An 18,666-nucleotide genomic window follows, 5' to 3' on the forward strand; every position below is an offset into this window, starting at 1 on the left:
ATCAGTTTTCCTCAAACCACCAGACATCCGGCTGAAAGCCCGGCCAGTCCCCGTATAGCGGAAGTGCCGCCGGATAGTGAAGCCGCTTGTCATGCGCCAGCCGCGAGACTTGCGAATACCAGCCGGGAATGACATAGCGCCCCGCCGTCAGGATGCGGTCCAGCGCGCGGGTTGCGGCGATGAAATCGTCCTGATCGCGCGCGTTCAGCATCGCGTCGATCATCGCTTCGGCGGCGGGCACATCCATTCCCATCCAGTTGCGCGAACCCGGCTCGGTCACGCCGCGCTTGGACCAGTAAAGGTATTGCTCGTTCCCGGGGCTAAGGCTGAGCGCGCGCAGATACCACGCCATGTCGAAATCGTATTCGTTCGTGCGCGCCTGATATTGCGCGTCGTCAACGGTGGTGACTGTCGGGAAAATCCCAAGGCGGCTAAGTGCCTCGACGTAAATATCGACGACCGACTGGGTTTCGGAGGCGCCCTGTTGCAGCACGATCTCAAAGGTGAAAGGCGCGCCGCTGGCGTTTTTCAACACCCCGTCACCGGCAACCGTCCAGCCAGCATCCTCAAGCAATTTCATGGCCTTGCGGGTGTTCTGGCGGTTCAGTTCCGATCCATCCGAAACCGGCAGGGCGTAGCCTTCAATGACACCGGGGACAAGCTGATCGGCGAAGGGAGCCAAAAGCTCGGCCACCTTGCCTTCGGCGGCACCCGCGCGCATCCCCAGAACCGAGTTCGAGAAGAACGAGGTGATCCGCGGCTCGGTCCCGTCATTCAGCGTTTTGTTGATGAATTCAAAGTTGAAGGCCAGCGTCAGAGCCTCGCGCACGCGCCAGTCCTTGAACTGTTCGCGCCGCGTGTTGAACACCAGCCCCGAAATCCCCGAGGGGCGTTGGTGCGCGATCTCGGATTTCACCACATCGCCCGACTGGATCGAGGGAAAAACATAGTCGCGCGCCCATTTGGCCGAGTTGCCCTCGCGCCAGGTGTCCAGTTCGCCGCCTTTAAAGGCTTCGAACACCACGCCGCCATCGCCGAAATAGTCGTAGCGCATCTCGTCGAAGTTATGGCGCCCCGTGTTGAAGCCAAGGTCTTTGCCCCACCAGTTCGGGTCGCGCTCGAGGCTGATATATTTGCCCTGCTCGACCGTGCCGATCTTATAGGGGCCAGAGCCGATAGGGGCGGTCTGGGTCTCTTCGGCAAAATCCTTGCCCTGCCATTGCGCTTTCTCAAGGATCGGGCGCATCCCCATGATCAACGCCAGCTCGCGGTCAGGCGTGTTAAATGTGATGCGCAGGCTGCGCGGGCCGGTTTTCTCGATCTTCGCGACCTTGCGCCAGGCGTTCTGATAGCGCGGGTGGCCCTGGGTTCCGAGGGTTTCATAAGACCAGATCACGTCTTCAACCGTAACCGGATTACCGTCCGAAAACCGCGCTGCTTCGCGCAGCGTGAATTCCACCCAACTGCGCGCCTCATCGGTCTCGACGCTTTCGGCCAGAAGGCCGTAAAGCGTGAATGGCTCGTCATAGGATCGGCCCAGAAGCGTCTCGGCGGTGAACGAGGCGATCCCCTGCGCGGCGCGACCTTTCAGGATCCACGGGTTGAGCGAATCGAAGCTACCCGATTCGCCCATGCGAATCCGCCCGCCTTTGGGTGCGTCGGGGTTGGCATAGGGCAGGTGGGCAAAGTTTTCGGGCAGGGCAGGCGCCCCATACATCGCGATTCCATAAGAGGGTTCCGCGATGGCTCCACTGCCCGCAAAAACCGGTGTCAAAGCCAATGCAACAGGCGCGAAAGCCCTGAAAAACACCGATCCGCCCATGGAAACAATCCCCTGTTTGCCTGTAAATTCAGGCTTCAAGCTAGCGCCAGCGGCGGCGGGGTGCAAACTTTTCCCTTTCACCATGACGAGGAAGGGCTTATAACTAACTCACTGCTCGATAGGTTTCTTGCCTGTATGAAACCTGCCTCATGACTTAACGCCCGCTTCGTGCGGGCGTTTTTTTTCGCGAAGCGCGAATGTGGGCGCGTCCCGATTTTCCTTTATTTTGCGCGTGCAGCATCTACAGTCGCCCCCGGATCAAGGATTTACGGGAGGCCCACCTATGTCACTCAACGGAAAGACCGCTGTTATCACCGGCTCGAACTCGGGAATCGGTCTTGGTGTCGCGCGCGAGCTGGCGCGGGCAGGGGCCAATGTGGTTCTCAATTCCTTCACCGATCGCGACGAGGATCACAAGCTGGCCGCCGATCTGGGCGCGGAATTCGGCGTGAGCGCGCGCTATATCAAGGCGGATATGTCGAAGGGCGACGAATGCCGCGCGCTGGTCGAGCAAGCGGGGCGCTGCGATATTCTGGTGAATAACGCGGGCATCCAGCATGTGGCGCCAATCGATGAATTTCCGCCCGAGAAATGGGATGCGATCATTGCGATCAACCTCTCGTCCGCGTTTCATACCACTGCCGCCGCGCTGCCGATGATGCGCAAGGCGGGCTGGGGGCGGATCGTGAATATAGCCTCCGCGCACGGGCTGACCGCGTCGCCCTTCAAATCGGCCTATATCGCGGCCAAGCACGGGGTTGTGGGGTTCTCGAAAACGGTCGCGCTGGAGACCGCCGAAGAGCCGATCACCTGCAACGCGATTTGTCCGGGCTATGTGCTGACACCCCTCGTCGAGGCGCAGATCCCCGACCAGATGAAGGTGCATGGCATGGACCGCGAGACCGTGATCCGCGAGGTCATGCTGACGCGCCAGCCGTCGAAGCAATTCGCGACCGTCGAGCAACTGGGCGGCACCACGGTGTTCCTGTGCTCGGAAGCGGCGGCGCAAATCACCGGCACGACGATTTCCGTCGATGGCGGCTGGACCGCGCTGTAAGAAAAGGGAGCTTCGGCCCCTTTACTTTTTCACAGTAGAAGCAATAGCTTCGGCGGCGTGTTTCTCGTTAGGATAGACCAACCCGGCCGAAATAATCAGCTTGGCCGCATCTTCGACTGACATCTCCAGATAGGTGATCTGCGATTTTGGCACGAACAGCAGGAACCCCGAGGTCGGGTTCGGCGTCGTCGGCAAAAATACCGAGATCAGCGGGTCGCCATTTTCGGCCAATGCCGCCACCTCACCCTTGGCCGAGGACGACACAAAGGCAATCGCCTTCAGGCCGGGGCGCGGGTATTCGATGATGCAGGCCTTGTCGAATTTCTCTTCGCCCTGATTGAACACCGTCTCCGCGATCTGCTTGAGGCCGGAATAGACGGTGCGCACGACGGGCATCCGGTCGACGATGCTTTCGCCCAGACGGATCAGCGCGCGTCCGAAAAGACCTTTGGCCGACCAGCCCACAATCACGGTGAAGATCAGGAAGATCACCACTCCGATGCCGCGCAGGTTCACACCGATATAACGCTCGGGGCGGAATTCGGCCGGCACCAGCGGCAGCACCCAGCCATCGACCCAGCCCGCGACCGTCCACATCAGCCACAGCGTCAGCCCGACGGGGGCCACAACGACAAGCCCCGTCAAAAAGGACGATCGCAGCCCGCCAAGGCGGTTTTTCTTGCGGGGCGGGTGGTCTTCGGGGGAGTCGGTCATTTTGGGCTCGGGGCTTGGGTGCGGATTATTTAGGCACAGCGGCGGGGCTGTTCAACGATCCGCGCCGCGATTTCGGCGGCAAGGCGCGCGTTATTCAGAACAAGCGCGATATTCGACGCCAGCGAGCGCCCCTCGGTCAGTTCGAAAATCCGCTGCAACAGGAAGGGCGTCACGGCCTTGGCGGCGATGCCCGCAGCCTCGGCCTCTGCCAGTGCCTGTTCGATGACGGGGGTGATCTCGGCGCGGGGGATCTCGGCCTCAGGCGGGATCGGGTTCGCGACAAGCTGCCCGCCCGCCAGACCAAGGCGCGCGCGCATAAGATGGGCCTGCGCGATCTGAGCGGCACTATCGGCGCGCAAGGGCGCCGCCAGCCCCGAGGAGCGCGACCAGAAGGCGGGAAACTCGTCCTGCCCGTAGGCGATGACCGGCACGCCCTCGGTCTCAAGCACCTCAAGGGTTTTGGGCAGATCCAGAATGGCCTTGGCGCCGGCAGCGACGACGGTCACGGGCGTCTTGCCCAGTTCCGCCAGATCGGCCGATATGTCAAAGCTGGTTTCCGCGCCGCGATGCACGCCACCAATGCCGCCCGTTGCGAAAACCGCAATCCCCGCCAGATGCGCGCAGATCATCGTCGCGGCAACCGTGGTCGCCCCGGTGCGCCCCGTGGCAAGACACACGGCCAGATCGGCGCGCGAGAGCTTCATCACGCCTGTAGCCTGCGCAAGCGTTTCCAGCTCGGCGTCATCCAGACCGATATGGATATGCCCGCCCATCACCGCGATTGTCGCGGGAACGGCACCTGCGGCGCGCACTTCGGCCTCGACCGCGCGGGCGGTTTCAAGGTTCTGCGGATAGGGCATCCCATGCGTGATGATGGTGGATTCCAGCGCGACAATGGGGCGGCCATCGGCCCTGGCGCGGGTGACTTCGGCAGAGAAACGCAGGGGCAGGGGGATCATGAAACAAGCTCTCCGGAAACATAAAGGGCAGCAGCGGACAAGGCTTTGGCAAGGGCCGCATCGCGCGGGGTGCCACGCGACTCTGCCACGATATGCGCGGCCATAAACGTATCGCCCGCGCCGGTCACGCGCGTCACCATCACCGAAGGCGGGGCTTGCGTCACAACGCCCGCGCCCGCAACACCATCAGCCGCCGCGCGCCCGCCATCGGTTACCAGCACGCGGCGCGCGCCTTGGGTCAGAAGCCCCTCGGCGGCCTCGGTCGCGGTGGCAAACTCGGTATGGGCCAAAAGCGACGCCTCTTCGAGGTTGACATAAAGCGTCGCATTCGGAGCACGCAAAAGGGGCGTCAGGCGCTCGGCTTTGCCGGGGCTGGCGGGCGCCACGCGCAGATCGGCGGCGGCAAAAAGGGGCGAGCGCGCGATTTCCCCCAAAAGCGCCTCGGTCAGATTGCCGTCCAGCGCCACAAGGCCGCGCCAGGGCGCATCCGTGCTGCCCAAGCGACCATCGGCCAAGGGTCGCAGGATCTTGTCGCCCGCATGTTCCAGCGAATGCGCATCCGCCACCGCCGCGATCAGCCCGTTCGCGCCCTCGATCGCCATATAGCGGTCGGTCGGCAGATCGTCGGATTTGTAAAGATAGTCGCACCCGATCCCGAGCATCTGCGCGGTCTCGATCAGGTCGTCGCCCTGACGGTCGCGCCCGATCGCGGTCAGGATCGCCGGACGCATCCCCAGCCGCACCAGCGTCATCGCGATATTCATCGCTACGCCGCCCGGAACCCGCGAAATCCGCCCCGGCACATCCGAGCCCGCCCGCATATGCACAGGCGCGCGCCCGATGATGTCCCAAAGGACCGAACCAATGCAGAGAATATCGGGTGTTAGCGGTGTCATAGCCTTTCAGTGCCTGCGCGGATTGCCCTGCGCAAGCCCTTTCGTCGCACCAATTTGCGATTGCGGGCAGCTTTCCCTTAAATACAGGCGAATTTGCCGTATCTTGGGGTTGCAAGGGGCACAGATACGGGCTAAAGGGCGCGCACTTCACAGGCGGAGGCGGGCCTTCGGGGGAGACATCCCCGTCAGGTCCACCGGTTGGGGCATTGCTCTCAAATCCTCCGCTCAGGCGCAAACCGGAAAGGAAATGGACATGGCGCTTCCCGATTTCTCCATGCGTCAGCTGCTCGAAGCTGGCGTTCACTTTGGTCACCAGACTCAGCGTTGGAACCCCCGCATGGGCGAGTTCATCTACGGTGAGCGTAACGGCATCCACATTCTCGACCTGACCCAGACCGTCCCGATGCTGGACGCGGCTCTGAACGTCGTGCGTGAAACCGTTGCCAAAGGCGGCCGCGTTCTGTTCGTCGGCACCAAGCGTCAGGCTGCACAGCCGATCGCTGACGCTGCTGAAAAATGCGCGCAGTTCTACATGAACCACCGCTGGCTCGGCGGCACGCTGACCAACTGGAAAACCGTTTCGCAGTCGATCAACCGTCTGAAAGAAATCGACGAGCGCATGGCTTCGGGCGCTGAAGGCCTGACCAAGAAAGAGCGTCTCCACATGGAACGCGAGCAGATCAAACTGCAAGCCTCGCTCGGCGGCATCCGCGAAATGGGCGGCCTGCCGGACCTGCTGTTCGTCATCGACGTGAACAAAGAAGACCTCGCCATCGCGGAAGCCAAGAAGCTTGGTATCCCGGTTGTGGCTGTTGTCGATACCAACTGCTCGCCGGCTGGCGTTGACTACGTCATCCCGGGCAACGACGACGCAGCTCGTGCAATCGGCCTCTACTGCGACCTCGTCGCTCGCGCGGCTCTCTCGGGCATGGAAGCCCAGATGGGCGCAGCTGGCGTTGACCTCGGTGCTCTTGAAGAAGCTCCGGTCGAAGAAGAGATCGCCGAGTAATCGGACCGACGCTCTGGCGTCACACGGATGACATGAGGAGGCGGTGAAATCCGCCTCCGACACTGACAAATTCGAGGAGTTTCCCAATGGCGATTACCGCTGCAATGGTGAAAGAACTGCGCGAGTCGACTGGCGCAGGCATGATGGACGCAAAAAAAGCGCTGACCGAGACCGATGGCGACATGGACGCCGCGGTTGACTGGCTGCGCACCAAAGGCCTCGCGAAAGCTGCGAAAAAAGCTGGCCGCGTTGCTGCTGAAGGCCTTGTTGCCGTCGCAGTGAACGGTGGCGTTGGCGTCGCGGTTGAAGTGAACTCGGAAACCGACTTCGTTGGCAAAAACGCCGACTTCCAGAAGATGGTTTCGAGCATCGCAACCACCGCGCTTGGCGCGAACACCACCGAAGAGCTGGCTGCGGCTGCTCTGAATGGCAAATCGGTTGCTGAGGTTATCACCGACGCTATCGCCGTGATCGGTGAAAACATGACGCTGCGCCGCATGGCTCGTGTGGAAGGCGACGTTGTCGTTTCCTACGTCCATAACGCTGCTGCAACCGACATGGGCAAAATCGGCGTTCTCGTCGCGGTCAAAGGCGCTGACAACGGTATCGGCAAGCAAGTCGCGATGCACATTGCTGCGACCAACCCGGCTGCGCTGTCGGAAGCCGATCTTGACCCGTCCGTGGTCGAGAAAGAGCGCCAGATCCAGATCGACATCGCACGCGAGTCGGGCAAGCCCGAAGCTGTGATCGAGAAAATGATCGAAGGCCGCATGAAGAAATTCGTTGCCGAAGTGACCCTGCTGAACCAGCAGTTCGTCATGAACCCCGACATCACCGTCGGTCAGGCCGCGAAAGACGCTGGCGCCGAGATCACCGGCTTTATCCGTATGGAAGTCGGCGAAGGCATCGAGAAGAAAGAAGAAGATTTCGCCGCCGAGGTCGCCAAGACCATGGCTGGCGCCTGATCTTTCTTCGATCAGACGAACGGAACGCCGCCCCTTTGGGCGGCGTTTTCGTTTGGGTAGGTCAGGTTGTCTCGGTCGGGCGGCGGTTGAAAATCTGCTGCTGAACCGAGGCTTTCAGCACTGCCTGAGCCGTGGTTTCGACATCCAGAACCTCGCGCGCGCGGCGCAGGTGCTTCTCGATCGTCGGCACCGAAAGCCCCATCAATTCGGCAATTTCAACCAGCGTCTTGCCATTGGCCACCCCTTCAAGCGCCTCGCGCTGGCGGGCCGAAAGCGTGTTCTTCACATGCGGCATCGACGAGACCTGAAGGTGAAAAACGGTGTTCTGCAAGATGATCTCGCGCCCGTATTCCGCCCAGATTTCTTCGACGTCACGCTGGCTTATACCTTTTCTCGCGCAAAGTCCGATACCACCCTTGCGCGTGGTGGTGTCGGGAAAGGCGATGGAATAGCCCGCACGAACATCATGGTCGAGGTTGAACCGGATAGACTCCACCTCGCGCGGGGTCAGCTGCCCGCTCTGGCGCCGCTCTTCGACCCAGTTCCAGGAGCAGGCACCCTCATGGGCCGCAGCCCATTTGACCATCGGGGCGTCTTCGAAAATTCCGTCGCTGATATAGTGCTCCAGATAGTCAGGATCATGGTTGCTTAGTATAAGCATATCATCCAAATGCCCGAAGGCGGCCAGGCGGTGGAAGCGGGTGAAGGCGTATAAAAGACGATCAAAGCCATAATGGTCCATCCGCGCGCAATGCAGTTTCCATGCGCTCTCGACCTCTTTTTGCTGAACAATCTATTCTAAATATCTAATCATCGCACACCCTAAGCACGCGCGGAGGAACAAAAACTCTGCCCGTGTGCATTAACCTTAGGTCAGACATGGCCTGATTGGAAAGAGTTACGCAAGGGGAAACCTTAACGAGCGGTTTCTGTCCTGTTTTGACGCAGGGTTTGGGACGTCAGTTCAGGGGCGAGCCGTGCCAGGGCATCGACATGCGTCAGATAGACATTGCCGGTCATATGCGTAATCAGATCCGAGCGGACAAGGCGATCCATCACCGGCCCTTTGACCTCGGAGAGGTGCAGGTAGACGCCAGCGTCGCGTAAGCGCTCGTTGATCGCCTCAAGCGCCTCAAGCGCAGAGGCGTCGATAAAGTTGATCGCGGGGCAATTCAGCACGACATGGCGCAGATCGGGATTGGCCGCGACCTGATCGGAGATTGTATCCTCCAAAAACCGCGCGTTCGGAAACCAGAGGCTTTCATCCACCCGTATAGACAGGACTTCGGGCGTGGTCACGACGCGGTGGCGCAGGATATTTCGGAAATGCTCGGTCCCCGGAACTTGCCCCATAATCGCGTAATGCGGGCGCGATGAACGCCAAAGATGGAGCAGGATCGACAGCCCAACCCCCGCCGAAATGCCGGTCTCGACGCCGAAAAGAAGGGTCACGACAATCGTCGCGATCATCGCGGCCGCATCCGAGGGGGAATAGACATAGGTCCGCCGGATCGCACGCAGATCAACAAGCGAGAGCACCGCCACAACGATGGTCGCGGCGAGGGTCGCTTGCGGCAGGAAGTAAAGCGCGGGGGTCAGAACGAGCGTTGCTGTCGCCATGCCGATCGCGGTGAACGCGCCTGCCGCGGGGGTCTCGGCGCCGGCATCGAAATTCACCACCGAGCGCGCAAACCCGCCCGTCACCGGAAACCCGCCCGACAGTGCCGAGCCGATATTCGAGGCACCAAGCGCGACCAGCTCCTGATCTGGGTCGATGCGCTGGCGGCGCTTCGCGGCAAGTGTCTGCGCGACCGAGATCGTCTCGACATACCCCACGACGGAAATCAGCAAGGCGGGCAGGGCAAGTTCATGCCAGAGCCGAAGATCGAAGGGCGGGAGCGAGGGCACTGGCAGCCCGCGCGGCACTTCTCCCACGATCCGCACGCCAAGCCCCGCGAAATCAAACCCCCAGCTCAGCAGGATCGTCGCGACAACCGCCGTCACGGGCGCGGCCCGCAGCGCAAGACCGGAAAGCCGATCCGACACACCTTTTGCTTTAAGAAGCGGCTTTAAGCCTTTGCGTGACCAGAACAAAAATGCTGTCGCGCCGATGCCAGTCATCAGCGTCAACAGATTGATCTGATCGAGTGAGGCAATCAGGCTGGCGACAATGTCGGGCAGGGTCTTACCATTCGCCTGCACACCCAGGAGATGCTTGATCTGGCTCGCCGCAATCAGGATGCCCGACGCCGAAATAAAGCCTGAAATGACCGGATGGCTAAGAAACGACGAAATAAACCCGAGCCGTAACACCCCCATCGCCAAAAGAAAAATCCCCGACAGGAACGCCAGTACAATTGCCGCGCCCAGATACTCGGGCGTGCCTTTGGCGGCCAGTTCGCCCACACTCGCGGCTGTCATCAGCGAGACCACCGCCACGGGGCCAACCGCCAAAGCGCGTGAGGTGCCAAAGACAGCATAGGCGACAAGCGGGATGATTGAGGCGTAAAGCCCGACCTCGGGCGGCAATCCGGCCAAAAGCGCATAGGCCAAGGACTGCGGGATCAGCATGATCGTCACAATCACAGCCGCCACGAGATCGGCCTCGAATGTCGTGCGGCTATAGTTAGGCGCCCATGTCAGTATCGGGAAATACTTTTTCAAATCAGGCGCCTGTATGCTGTTGTTAATGTTGTCCGTGATGGATCAAAAGCGGCACCAGCGGCGCATGGTCATAGCCCCATTTCGCCGCGCGCTGCACAATTTCCTCGATCGGCATCTTGCCCGCCTGACTCATCGCCCAAAGGTGCGAGCTGCGCGTGCCAGAGCGGCAATAGGCCAGAACGGGGGCGGGACATTCTCCGACAGCCGCCTCAAAATCCGCGATCAGTTCAGCAGTCATTTCGCCCGGATAATAGGGCAGGTGGTAAAAGGCCATTCCCGCCGCCTCACAGGCCGCGCGCATCGCATCAGCCGAAAGATCAGGCGTGATCTCTTCGTCGGGCCGGTTGTCGATCAGGGTTTTGAAGCCCATCGCCGCAGCCTCGGCCACGTCCTCGGGGGTGATCTGGGGCGCGACCGCCATCTCTGGCGTCAGGTGCCGAAGGTCCATACTGCTCTCTCCTCACGCGGCCTGTTCCGGCGCGTCATTCCCTGCCACCATCGGGCAACAGAGACACAGAAAACCCTGCGCCGCGTGAGCGCGCAAGAGCGAAAAACGCCTCAAATCCCGTTCACGGGAATTTTCAGGTAGGTTTTGCCGTCATCCTCGGGCGGTGGCATCTGGCCAGCACGCATATTCACCTGAAGCGAAGGAATAATCAGCTTGGGCATATCGAGGGTCGCGTCGCGCGCGGTGCGCATCTTGACGAAATCCTCTTTCGAAGTGCCGCCGCCGATATGGATGTTGCGGGATTTTTCCTCGGCGACGGTGGTTTCCCATGCAAACTCCTCGCGCCCCGGTGCCTTGTAATCATGCGCCACGAAAATGCGGGTCTCGTCGGGCAGGGAAAGGATTTTCTGGATTGAATCGTAAAGCACCTCGGCAGAGCCGCCAGGGAAATCACACCGCGCCGTGCCGTAGTCGGGCATGAAGAGCGTGTCGCCAACAAAAGCCGCATCTTCAATGACATAGGTCAGGCAAGCGGGGGTATGGCCTGGGGTATGCAGCACACGGCCTTGCAGGGCGCCGACCTGAAAACGGTCGCCCTCGACGAAAAGCCTGTCGAATTGTGAGCCGTCACGCTGGAACTCGGTCCCCTCGTTGAAAATCTTGCCGAAGGTATCCTGCACGACCTTGATCCGGTCGCCGATGCCGATCTTGCCGCCGACCCGCTCTTGCAGATAGGGGGCGGCCGAGAGGTGATCGGCGTGGACATGGGTTTCCAAAATCCATGCGACCTCAAGCGCGTTTTCCTGCACATAGGCGATCACCGCATCAGCCGAGCGGGTATCCGTGCGCCCCGAGGCATAATCGAAATCCAGCACGCTATCGACAATCGCGCAGGCAGTCGAACCCGGATCGGTGACAACAAAGGTCACGGTGAAAGTCGCCTCGTCGAAAAAGGCTTTCACATCGGGTCGGGACATCGGAACCTCCGTTTCAATCACTCGTGCCAGTGCCAACGGGAGACGATCCCCGGCAGCATAGCGAAATTCGAGAACGCCACATCGTGATATAGGGCGTGGACATCGGTCTTGCGATAGCCCTCGGTATAAAGTGCGAAGGGCGCGCCAGCGGTTTTCGCGGTTTCGGCATCGACCTCGGAATCGCCGACATAGATTGCCCGCGTGCCACCAAGTTGGCGGATAGATTGGTGCAGCATTTCGGGGTTCGGTTTACGTGTCGCGAGGCTGTCACCCGCGATGACCGAAGAAAACAAGGGCGCAATATCCAGATGCTCCAGCACGGCGCGCGTGGGCGCCAGAGGCTTGTTGGTGCAAAGCCCAAGGCGGTGGCCAGCCTCTTTCAGCGCGTGCAGCGCATCCAGCGCGCGGGGGTAAAGCGTGTTGCCCTCAAGCTGGTGTTCGTAGCGCGCCAAAAGGCTCTCGCACACCTCGGCATGCAGCGGACCGTCAGGGTCTTGCCCCGAGGCTTCGAGCAAACAGCGCACCAGATGCGGCACCCCGCGCCCGACAAACCCGCGCACACGTTCTAGCGGCAAAAGCGGCAGCCCGCGCACACCAAGTTCAAGGTTGCTGACCGCGTGGATCGCAGGCGCGCTGTCGATCAGCGTGCCGTCCAGGTCAAAGATAATGGCAGGTTGGCTCATGCGTCTTTCCATTTGATCGAACAGCCCATCGAGGCGATCTGTTCGCGTGGGCCTTCGCCGGTTTCGGCGACTTGTATCATCGCCTCATACAGCTCGCGCCTGGCGTCCTCAGGTCCGGCTTGCCGCGCCGAGGCATCCAGACGCCCACGGTATTGTAGCTCACCTTTGGCGTTGAAGCCGTAAAAATCTGGCGTGCAAATCGCGTCATAGGCGCGCGCGACCTCTTGGGTGTCGTCGCACAGATAGGGGAAGGAAAACCGCTTTTCGCGCGCGATCCGCACCATATTCATAAAGCCGTCCTCGGGGTAGCTTTGGGCATCGTTCGAACAGATCGCTGCCACCCCGATGCCTGCAGCCTGAAGCGCCTCTGCGTCGCGCAATATCCGGTCGAGGATCGAGAGGACATAGGGACAATGGTTGCAGATGAACATGATCAGGGTGCCTTTTGGTCCCTGAATGTCGTTCAGGCTATAGATATTGCCATCCGTCGCCCCGAGCCTGAAATCAGGGGCTTTCCAGCCAAAATCACATACGGGCGGCGAGACAGCCATAGGCGTTTCCCTTTTTTGTTCCGGTGGCGATCCAAGGGTCAAGGATCGTCCGCGAGCATTCCGAACCTCGGCCAGTTTGGCACAAATGTCGATACGCTCGCGGCAATTTTTACCGGAGAGAGCAGGGCGGGGGTTACGCTTCGGGGATGAACCGGTAAGCGCCGTTCGCAGTATCAACACGCCCGATACCGCCCTCGCGCAGGTGATAGCCGATCAGAGGCATACCCGAGGTAGCGAGTTCGGCCAAAAGCCCCTTGCGCGTCGAAATCCCCATCTCGGCGTCCTGATCCGAGCCGGAAATCCATCCGGGCACGGCGAAGGCCAGATGGTCGTTGCCAATCGCGTCGCCAACCACCATCGCCGCAAGGCCGCCCTGACGGATTTCAAACGCCATATGTCCGGGCGTATGGCCGTGGCTTGCGCGCGCACCGACGCCCGGAATGATCTCTTCGCCGTCCTCGAAAGTTACGAGCATGTCGGCAAGGGTTTCAAGGCGGCGGAAGGCTCCGGCGGCAAAGGTTTTGCGGGCCTCGCCTATGGTGTTCGCGGTCTCGGGGTTTGCCCAATAGTCAAGTTCGGCGCGGCCAATCAAATGGGTCGCATTGGCAAACAGCGGCTCGTCGAAATCATCCAGCACGCCCCAAAGGTGATCGGGATGAGCATGGGTAAAGACGACGTGGGTAATCTCTTCGGGAGCAACCCCGATCGTATCGAGCGCCTCATGCAACTTGCCTGCGCTCGGCATGAAATCGGGACCGGCGCCAACGTCGAACAGAACCGTGTTCGTGCCGTCGCGATAGAGCGTGACGTTGCAGGGCGGCTCTACTTGCGGGCCGGTGATGCCAAGTTCCGCCAGCTTCGCTTCGACACCTGCCTCGGGCGAGACAAAGGCCAGCGGCAGAACAAGGTTGCCATCCGACAGCGTATCAAGACGCGCAGTGGCCGTTTCGAGCGATTGCGCCGCAAAGCTGCGCAGCGGCAGCAGGCTTGCCGCCCCCAATGCCAGAGAATTGCGCAGAATCGTCCGTCGCGTGAAGTGCATGGCCTGTCCTCCCTACAAGCATTCAATCATGCGAATATGAACGACGGTTCCGGGATGGGCAAGCGATGGTTCCGCTTGCCCGAAAGATTTCAGCGCTGCGCCGCCGTGGCCGCCTCGCGGATCGCACGGATATTGGCGCCATAAACCTCGGGAGAGGAGACCGAGCCGCCTTTGAAGACCGCAGAACCCGCCACAAGCACATCAGCGCCAGCAGCCGCAACCAAGGGCGCGGTCTCGACCGTCACGCCGCCGTCGATCTGGATATGAATCGGACGGTCACCGATCATTTCACGGCAGCGGCGGGTTTTCTGAACGCCCGAGTGGATGAACTTCTGCCCGCCAAACCCGGGGTTCACCGTCATGATCAGAACCATATCCACCAGGTCCATCACATGCTCGATCGCCTCAAGCGGTGTGCCGGGGTTAAGCGAAACACCCGCCTTCACGCCTTGCGCCTTGATCGCCTGAAGCGTGCGGTGGATATGCGGGCCAGCCTCGACATGGGCGGTGATCATATCGGCGCCAGCCTCGGCGTAAGCCTCGATATAGGGGTCGACCGGCGCGATCATCAGGTGCACGTCCATGAAGGTTTTGACGTGCGGGCGGAAGGCTTTGACCGCAGGCGGCCCGAAGGTCAGGTTCGGCACGAAATGCCCGTCCATCACATCGACATGAACCCAGTCCGCACCCTGCGCCTCGATCGCCTGAATTTCCTGGCCAAAGTTGGCGAAGTCGGCGCTCAGGATCGACGGGGCAATTTTGATGGAGCGGTTAAAGTCAGTCATGGCGTAGTGTCCGGGCGCTGGAGGTGGGCTTTTTCCTTCTTTCCCTCATTGTGCCGCGCTACGCAAGCCGGACGATTGACGAGGGCAGGGCGCCCTGACATCCTGACCGCGCCGAAGGAGGGCACCATGGCGACCGTTTCACCGCATCCCGATCCTGAATCCGATCCGCGTGTCAAAGCGGTTTTCGATGACATACGAGCGACCCGAGGCAGCGATTTCATCAACAATATCTGGCGCTATCTGGCCTTTGACGCGGCGCTTCTGGAAAGCACATGGCGCGAGGTCAAAGAGATCATGGCAACACCGTCAGCCCTTGATCCCAAGATCAAGGAAATGATTTATGTTGCTGTTTCCGTTGCAAATTCCTGCGAATATTGCACCCATTCCCATACTGCCGCCGCACGCGCCAAAGGCATGACCGAGGCGGAATACGCCGATCTTCTGCGCGTCGTGGCCTCGGCGGGAAAAACCAACCATCTGCTTAATGCGCTGCGCATCCCCGTCGATGATGCGTTCCGCCGTGAAAAGGACTGATCCAATGGCCTATGCAATCGTGATTTCCCAGCCCGGCGGCGTCGAGAAACTGCACCGGATAACGATTGATCCGCCCGAACCAAAAGTAGGTGAAGTTCTGATCCGTCACACCGCTATCGGTTTGAATTTCATTGATGTTTACTTCCGCACCGGTGCCTATCCGTGGCCCGTCGAGCGCGATCTGATCACCGGCTCCGAGGCGGCTGGCGTGATCGAAGCCGTGGGCGAGGGGGTTTCGCTGCGCGTTGGTCAGCGCGTCGCCTATGTCACGCCGAACGGAGCCTATGCAACGCACCGCGTGATTTCTGCTTCGCTCGTGGTGGAATTGCCTGATGATATTCCAGATGAGCTTGCAGCAGGCTCTATGCTAAAGGGTCTGACCGCGCATTATCTGATACATCACTCTTATCCCGCAAGTGTCGGAGAAACAGTTCTTTTCCATGCTGCCGCGGGAGGCGTCGGGCTGATCGCGGGGCAATGGCTCAAGGCGCGCGGCGTGCATACCATCGGCACGGCTGGAGGCCCGCAGAAATGCGCGCTCGCCAAGGATCACGGCTACGAGCACGCGATTGATTACCGTAACGAGGATTTCGTCGCGCGCGTAATGGAAATAACAAACGGTGCCGGAGTGGCCGCTGTCTATGATTCAGTTGGGAAAGATACAGTCTCCAAGTCTTTGAAGGTTCTGGAAAGATTTGGAACGATTGTGTGCTTCGGCCAAAGTTCCGGCCCGGCGGATGATTTCAAAATCAACGATCTCGCCATTGGTTCGTTGCGCCTGACGCGGCCGACGGTTTTTCAGCACATCGCGCGACCGGGGTGGTTGCAGCAGGCATCCTCGGATCTGTTCAAGGTCATTTCATCTGGCGAAGTGAAGATCGAACTCGGGGCACGTTTTGCGCTCGAAGACGTTGCTTCGGCGCATGTTGCTCTAGAGGGGCGCGCATCGACAGGAAGCACGGTTCTGGTTCCGTGAATGTATTCGTGCGTATTATCAGTTGCTTATGCGGTGAAAATTAAGCTCGATAGCACGTGACGGTGACATAATATTGATTATCGGACTTATGTTGGCGGTCGCGCCATTACCCAGTTGGCGCAAGAAACGGCAAATGATGAAACTGAGATAGCGGAAAACGTCGCTACGGGTCTTGGGCCATCAGTCCCTGCGGGATTTTAAGCGCGGCAAATTTGGCTGGTAGGATTTGGCGCCTGCAAGAACCGTCTCGCGCACAGATTTCCCGATTGCCTCGCCCAGTGCCGTGTGTAATCCCGCGTAGTCGTGCCGCTCGCCGTCGATAGCAGATGCGAGCGCTATACAGTCTGTTCCAGTGCCGGTCGCTCGCCCTTCAGGCAGTGTGATTTCCGTTTCCATTATAGCAGCGGTTCTGGCCTCCGCAATAATCGTAAGCGCCTCAATCTTTGCCATTTCACTCATGTTAACATGCACTTGCGTGGCGATATTGATGGTCCCGAAGCCGCTGCTCTTGCCGCGTCTTGAACCTACGGCCTCAACGTTCCCCAACCCGACGGTAGCCAGAGTGTCGACGCGTATTCCCTCGACTGTTGCGCTGGAAAAATGATGGAGTAACACATCCCTCGACGTCAGGAAACACACGCAATCCACGGGGTCGCAAGATGTAATTTCTGTTTTTAACCAATGGATTGCATCGAAATTTTCGGTCAGATCCTCGTTGCGCACTTCGCGCCACCAGATTTCAGACGCCTGAACAAAACCGGGACGATATGGCGCCCATGACAAGACCTCGAACAGCCCTCCCAAATCGGCTTTCAGCCACGGTTTATCACAGATGAACTTCATGCATCAATCACCGATAAAGGTTGGAAAATCACTCCGCTCGCATGCCATTCTACATGCGCGCGAAGATGGAAAACACGCGCAAGATTTTCTTCGGTCAACACCTCTTGAGGGGTGCCATTCGCGACGATCTGCCCCTTGAGCAGCAGGACGAGCCGCGTGCAATGGCGCGCCGCCAACCCAAGATCATGCAGCGAGGCCAGAACCGCGCCACCCTCTCCGGCATGCGCGCGAAACACATCCATAACAGCGATTTGCGCCGCCGGATCAAGCCCCGCCGTCGGCTCGTCTGCGATCAATAAAGGCGCTTCCTGAGCAAGCGCGCGCGCGATCAGCACCCGCGCTTTTTCTCCCCCCGAAAGCTGGGTTGCCGCACGCTCACGCAGCGCACCAAGCCCCATCCGTTCTATTGCATTTTCAATCGCTTGCCGGTTCTTCCGGGCTGAAGCCTGCGGATGAGCCATGCGCCCGAGCGCGACAACGTCCTGCGCAGGCATTGGCCAGGCGATCTCGCGCTCCTGCGGCAGAAAGGCGGCCATGCGGGCGCGCGCTTCAGGGGTATGCTCCATCAGCGAATTTCGCCCCGATGCCGGCACCAGCCCAAGCACGCCGCGCATCAAGGTTGTTTTTCCCGCACCATTCGGCCCCAGAAGGCCAACGAACTCCCCTGCCCCGACCTGCAGCGTGACACCGCTGACGACAGGACACGGGCCACGAAAAATACTAATGTTTTCCAGAGCCAGAAGCGCGTTCATGCAGTTTCCCTCCGTGTCCGCAGGATCAGGTTCAGGAAGAATGGCGCCCCGACAAGCGCGGTCAGCACACCCAGCTTCAGGTCACGATCGGGCGCTATGATCCGCACCGCTATATCGGCGGCCAATATCACCGCCGCGCCGCCAAGTGCCGAGGCCCATAGCAGCCGTGTCGGGTTCGCGCCGACCGCGCGGCGCAGCAGATGCGGCACAATCAGCCCGACAAAGCCGATGGCGCCCGCCACCGCCGTAGCCGCCCCCACCAGCGAGGCCGTCGCCACGACCAGCAAGATGCGCAGCCGCGTCACATTCACCCCCATCGAGGTAGCGGCATCCTCGCCCAGTGTCAGCGCCTTCAGCCCGCCGCCCGCGCGCGCCATGATGGCCGCGCCAAGCACCATGAAAGGCAGCGCCAGTTGCACATGCAGCATCGAGCGATCCGCCAGAGACCCCATCATCCAGAACATGATTTCACTGGCCGCAAAGGGGTTCGGAGAGAGGTTCAGAACCAGAGAGGTGAACGCAGTAGCCAGCGCCGAAAGCCCGATCCCCGCCAGAATAAGCGTCAGGATCGTGCCGCGCGGTCCCGCGAGCAACAGGATCAGCCCGACGGAAATCAGTGCGCCCGCCAGCGCCGCCAGTGGCAGCGCCAAAGCGAAGGCCGCAGACAGCCCCGTCTGGATCGTGATCACCGCGCCAAGCGCCGCTGCCGACGAGGTGCCGATCAGTCCCGGCTCGGCCAGAGGGTTGCGCAAAAGCCCCTGCAACGCGGCGCCGGACAACCCAAGCGCGCCGCCAACCAGTGCGCCCAGGATTGCACGCGGCAGGCGCACTTCGCGCATAACCAGCGTAACCATTTCGCCCTCGCCATGAAACAGCGCCGCAATCGAGGCATTCAGGCCAATCGCAGCGGGACCAATCAGCAGCGATCCTGCGAAAAGGCAGGCCACCAATATAAAAAGCAATGCAATCAGAATGCTATAGCGCATAGA

General features: G+C 60.4%; 20 protein-coding genes. 5 read left to right on the forward strand and 15 right to left on the reverse strand.

The features are described 5' to 3' along the window. Position 1 precedes the first annotated feature (1 nt). Entirely contained in the window at positions 2 to 1,822 is a 1,821-nt protein-coding gene (locus RYZ20_RS02170; RefSeq protein WP_411572306.1) for an extracellular solute-binding protein, read from the reverse strand. 283 nt (positions 1,823 to 2,105) lie between these two features. Here RYZ20_RS02170 and RYZ20_RS02175 point away from each other — a divergent pair, with 283 nt between their 5' ends. Beyond that, positions 2,106 to 2,879, forward strand: coding sequence for a 3-hydroxybutyrate dehydrogenase (locus RYZ20_RS02175; protein ID WP_317670230.1), 774 nt, complete (start codon positions 2,106 to 2,108; stop codon positions 2,877 to 2,879). A gap of 21 nt (positions 2,880 to 2,900) precedes the next feature. On the opposite strand, the gene RYZ20_RS02180 is transcribed toward RYZ20_RS02175, so the two are convergent. From RYZ20_RS02180 to RYZ20_RS02190, 3 genes are read right to left on the reverse strand one after another with little or no spacing between them, the layout of a single operon-like run. After that, a complete protein-coding gene (locus tag RYZ20_RS02180; RefSeq protein ID WP_317670231.1) occupies positions 2,901 to 3,593 on the reverse strand; it encodes a DUF502 domain-containing protein in 693 nt (230 codons plus the stop codon). 29 nt (positions 3,594 to 3,622) lie between these two features. Further along, complete coding sequence (locus RYZ20_RS02185; RefSeq protein ID WP_317670232.1) at positions 3,623 to 4,552, reverse strand: pseudouridine-5'-phosphate glycosidase; 930 nt, start codon at positions 4,550 to 4,552, stop codon at positions 3,623 to 3,625. Further along, positions 4,549 to 5,448, reverse strand: a complete 900-nt coding sequence (locus RYZ20_RS02190; RefSeq protein ID WP_317670233.1) for a PfkB family carbohydrate kinase — start codon at positions 5,446 to 5,448, stop codon at positions 4,549 to 4,551. Before RYZ20_RS02190 ends, RYZ20_RS02185 begins: the two co-directional genes overlap by 4 nt. Before the next feature lie 253 nt (positions 5,449 to 5,701). Here RYZ20_RS02190 and rpsB point away from each other — a divergent pair, with 253 nt between their 5' ends. After that, positions 5,702 to 6,457, forward strand: coding sequence for a 30S ribosomal protein S2 (rpsB, locus tag RYZ20_RS02195; protein WP_317670234.1), 756 nt, complete (start codon positions 5,702 to 5,704; stop codon positions 6,455 to 6,457). Between the two features lie 86 nt (positions 6,458 to 6,543). Beyond that, positions 6,544 to 7,422 (forward strand): translation elongation factor Ts, encoded by an 879-nt coding sequence (gene tsf / locus RYZ20_RS02200; protein ID WP_317670235.1) that lies wholly within the window; start codon positions 6,544 to 6,546, stop codon positions 7,420 to 7,422. Between the two features lie 61 nt (positions 7,423 to 7,483). Here the strand turns inward: tsf and RYZ20_RS02205 are convergent, their stop codons facing one another. The 8 genes from RYZ20_RS02205 to rpe all read right to left on the reverse strand — a co-directional run bounded on the left by RYZ20_RS02205 (position 7,484) and on the right by rpe (position 14,572). Continuing rightward, positions 7,484 to 8,215: a helix-turn-helix transcriptional regulator gene (locus tag RYZ20_RS02205; protein WP_317671310.1), complete on the reverse strand. Its 732-nt coding sequence runs from the start codon at positions 8,213 to 8,215 to the stop codon at positions 7,484 to 7,486. Positions 8,216 to 8,337: 122 nt separating this feature from the next. Next, positions 8,338 to 10,086, reverse strand: coding sequence for a SulP family inorganic anion transporter (locus RYZ20_RS02210; RefSeq protein WP_317670236.1), 1,749 nt, complete (start codon positions 10,084 to 10,086; stop codon positions 8,338 to 8,340). Between the two features lie 22 nt (positions 10,087 to 10,108). Continuing rightward, on the reverse strand, positions 10,109 to 10,534 hold the full coding sequence (locus RYZ20_RS02215) for a TIGR01244 family sulfur transferase (RefSeq protein WP_317670237.1): 426 nt from the start codon (positions 10,532 to 10,534) through the stop codon (positions 10,109 to 10,111). 110 nt (positions 10,535 to 10,644) lie between these two features. Next, the gene (locus tag RYZ20_RS02220) at positions 10,645 to 11,511 is read right to left on the reverse strand and encodes an MBL fold metallo-hydrolase (protein WP_317670238.1); all 867 of its coding nucleotides are present in this window, start codon (positions 11,509 to 11,511) and stop codon (positions 10,645 to 10,647) included. A gap of 17 nt (positions 11,512 to 11,528) precedes the next feature. Then, on the reverse strand, positions 11,529 to 12,194 hold the full coding sequence (gph, locus tag RYZ20_RS02225) for a phosphoglycolate phosphatase (protein ID WP_317670239.1): 666 nt from the start codon (positions 12,192 to 12,194) through the stop codon (positions 11,529 to 11,531). Continuing rightward, complete coding sequence (locus tag RYZ20_RS02230; protein WP_317670240.1) at positions 12,191 to 12,745, reverse strand: thioredoxin family protein; 555 nt, start codon at positions 12,743 to 12,745, stop codon at positions 12,191 to 12,193. The genes gph and RYZ20_RS02230 overlap by 4 nt, the downstream gene beginning before the upstream one ends. A 133-nt stretch (positions 12,746 to 12,878) precedes the next feature. Further along, positions 12,879 to 13,787, reverse strand: coding sequence for an MBL fold metallo-hydrolase (locus tag RYZ20_RS02235; RefSeq protein ID WP_317670241.1), 909 nt, complete (start codon positions 13,785 to 13,787; stop codon positions 12,879 to 12,881). A gap of 89 nt (positions 13,788 to 13,876) precedes the next feature. Next, entirely contained in the window at positions 13,877 to 14,572 is a 696-nt protein-coding gene (gene rpe, locus RYZ20_RS02240) for a ribulose-phosphate 3-epimerase (RefSeq protein WP_317670242.1), read from the reverse strand. Positions 14,573 to 14,698: 126 nt separating this feature from the next. Here rpe and RYZ20_RS02245 point away from each other — a divergent pair, with 126 nt between their 5' ends. Together RYZ20_RS02245 and RYZ20_RS02250 are read left to right on the forward strand one after the other, a co-directional pair. After that, positions 14,699 to 15,106, forward strand: coding sequence for a carboxymuconolactone decarboxylase family protein (locus RYZ20_RS02245; RefSeq protein ID WP_317670243.1), 408 nt, complete (start codon positions 14,699 to 14,701; stop codon positions 15,104 to 15,106). A 4-nt stretch (positions 15,107 to 15,110) separates the two neighbouring features. Continuing rightward, on the forward strand, positions 15,111 to 16,082 hold the full coding sequence (locus RYZ20_RS02250; RefSeq protein WP_317670244.1) for a quinone oxidoreductase family protein: 972 nt from the start codon (positions 15,111 to 15,113) through the stop codon (positions 16,080 to 16,082). A gap of 180 nt (positions 16,083 to 16,262) precedes the next feature. Here the strand turns inward: RYZ20_RS02250 and RYZ20_RS02255 are convergent, their stop codons facing one another. From RYZ20_RS02255 to RYZ20_RS02265, 3 genes are read right to left on the reverse strand one after another with little or no spacing between them, the layout of a single operon-like run. After that, entirely contained in the window at positions 16,263 to 16,925 is a 663-nt protein-coding gene (locus RYZ20_RS02255; RefSeq protein ID WP_317670245.1) for an adenosylcobinamide amidohydrolase, read from the reverse strand. Further along, a complete protein-coding gene (locus RYZ20_RS02260) occupies positions 16,922 to 17,677 on the reverse strand; it encodes an ABC transporter ATP-binding protein (protein WP_317670246.1) in 756 nt (251 codons plus the stop codon). Before RYZ20_RS02260 ends, RYZ20_RS02255 begins: the two co-directional genes overlap by 4 nt. Further along, positions 17,674 to 18,663, reverse strand: coding sequence for a FecCD family ABC transporter permease (locus tag RYZ20_RS02265; RefSeq protein ID WP_317670247.1), 990 nt, complete (start codon positions 18,661 to 18,663; stop codon positions 17,674 to 17,676). Before RYZ20_RS02265 ends, RYZ20_RS02260 begins: the two co-directional genes overlap by 4 nt. Positions 18,664 to 18,666: the final 3 nt, after the last annotated feature.

This window comes from Pseudothioclava alba, assembly GCF_033100795.1.
GTDB lineage: Bacteria > Pseudomonadota > Alphaproteobacteria > Rhodobacterales > Rhodobacteraceae > Pseudothioclava.

Bases quoted from the DNA above. Each gene is read 5' to 3' on its own strand.
- RYZ20_RS02170 (WP_411572306.1), bottom strand. From the start codon at position 1,822: ATGGGCGGATCGGTGTTTTTCAGGGCTTTCGCGCCTGTTGCATTGGCT.
- RYZ20_RS02175 (WP_317670230.1), top strand. From the start codon at position 2,106: ATGTCACTCAACGGAAAGACCGCTGTTATCACCGGCTCGAACTCGGGA.
- RYZ20_RS02180 (WP_317670231.1), bottom strand. From the start codon at position 3,593: ATGACCGACTCCCCCGAAGACCACCCGCCCCGCAAGAAAAACCGCCTT.
- RYZ20_RS02185 (WP_317670232.1), bottom strand. From the start codon at position 4,552: ATGATCCCCCTGCCCCTGCGTTTCTCTGCCGAAGTCACCCGCGCCAGG.
- RYZ20_RS02190 (WP_317670233.1), bottom strand. From the start codon at position 5,448: ATGACACCGCTAACACCCGATATTCTCTGCATTGGTTCGGTCCTTTGG.
- rpsB (WP_317670234.1), top strand. From the start codon at position 5,702: ATGGCGCTTCCCGATTTCTCCATGCGTCAGCTGCTCGAAGCTGGCGTT.
- tsf (WP_317670235.1), top strand. From the start codon at position 6,544: ATGGCGATTACCGCTGCAATGGTGAAAGAACTGCGCGAGTCGACTGGC.
- RYZ20_RS02215 (WP_317670237.1), bottom strand. From the start codon at position 10,534: ATGGACCTTCGGCACCTGACGCCAGAGATGGCGGTCGCGCCCCAGATC.
- RYZ20_RS02220 (WP_317670238.1), bottom strand. From the start codon at position 11,511: ATGTCCCGACCCGATGTGAAAGCCTTTTTCGACGAGGCGACTTTCACC.
- gph (WP_317670239.1), bottom strand. From the start codon at position 12,194: ATGAGCCAACCTGCCATTATCTTTGACCTGGACGGCACGCTGATCGAC.
- RYZ20_RS02230 (WP_317670240.1), bottom strand. From the start codon at position 12,745: ATGGCTGTCTCGCCGCCCGTATGTGATTTTGGCTGGAAAGCCCCTGAT.
- RYZ20_RS02235 (WP_317670241.1), bottom strand. From the start codon at position 13,787: ATGCACTTCACGCGACGGACGATTCTGCGCAATTCTCTGGCATTGGGG.
- rpe (WP_317670242.1), bottom strand. From the start codon at position 14,572: ATGACTGACTTTAACCGCTCCATCAAAATTGCCCCGTCGATCCTGAGC.
- RYZ20_RS02245 (WP_317670243.1), top strand. From the start codon at position 14,699: ATGGCGACCGTTTCACCGCATCCCGATCCTGAATCCGATCCGCGTGTC.
- RYZ20_RS02250 (WP_317670244.1), top strand. From the start codon at position 15,111: ATGGCCTATGCAATCGTGATTTCCCAGCCCGGCGGCGTCGAGAAACTG.
- RYZ20_RS02255 (WP_317670245.1), bottom strand. From the start codon at position 16,925: ATGAAGTTCATCTGTGATAAACCGTGGCTGAAAGCCGATTTGGGAGGG.
- RYZ20_RS02260 (WP_317670246.1), bottom strand. From the start codon at position 17,677: ATGAACGCGCTTCTGGCTCTGGAAAACATTAGTATTTTTCGTGGCCCG.
- RYZ20_RS02265 (WP_317670247.1), bottom strand. From the start codon at position 18,663: ATGCGCTATAGCATTCTGATTGCATTGCTTTTTATATTGGTGGCCTGC.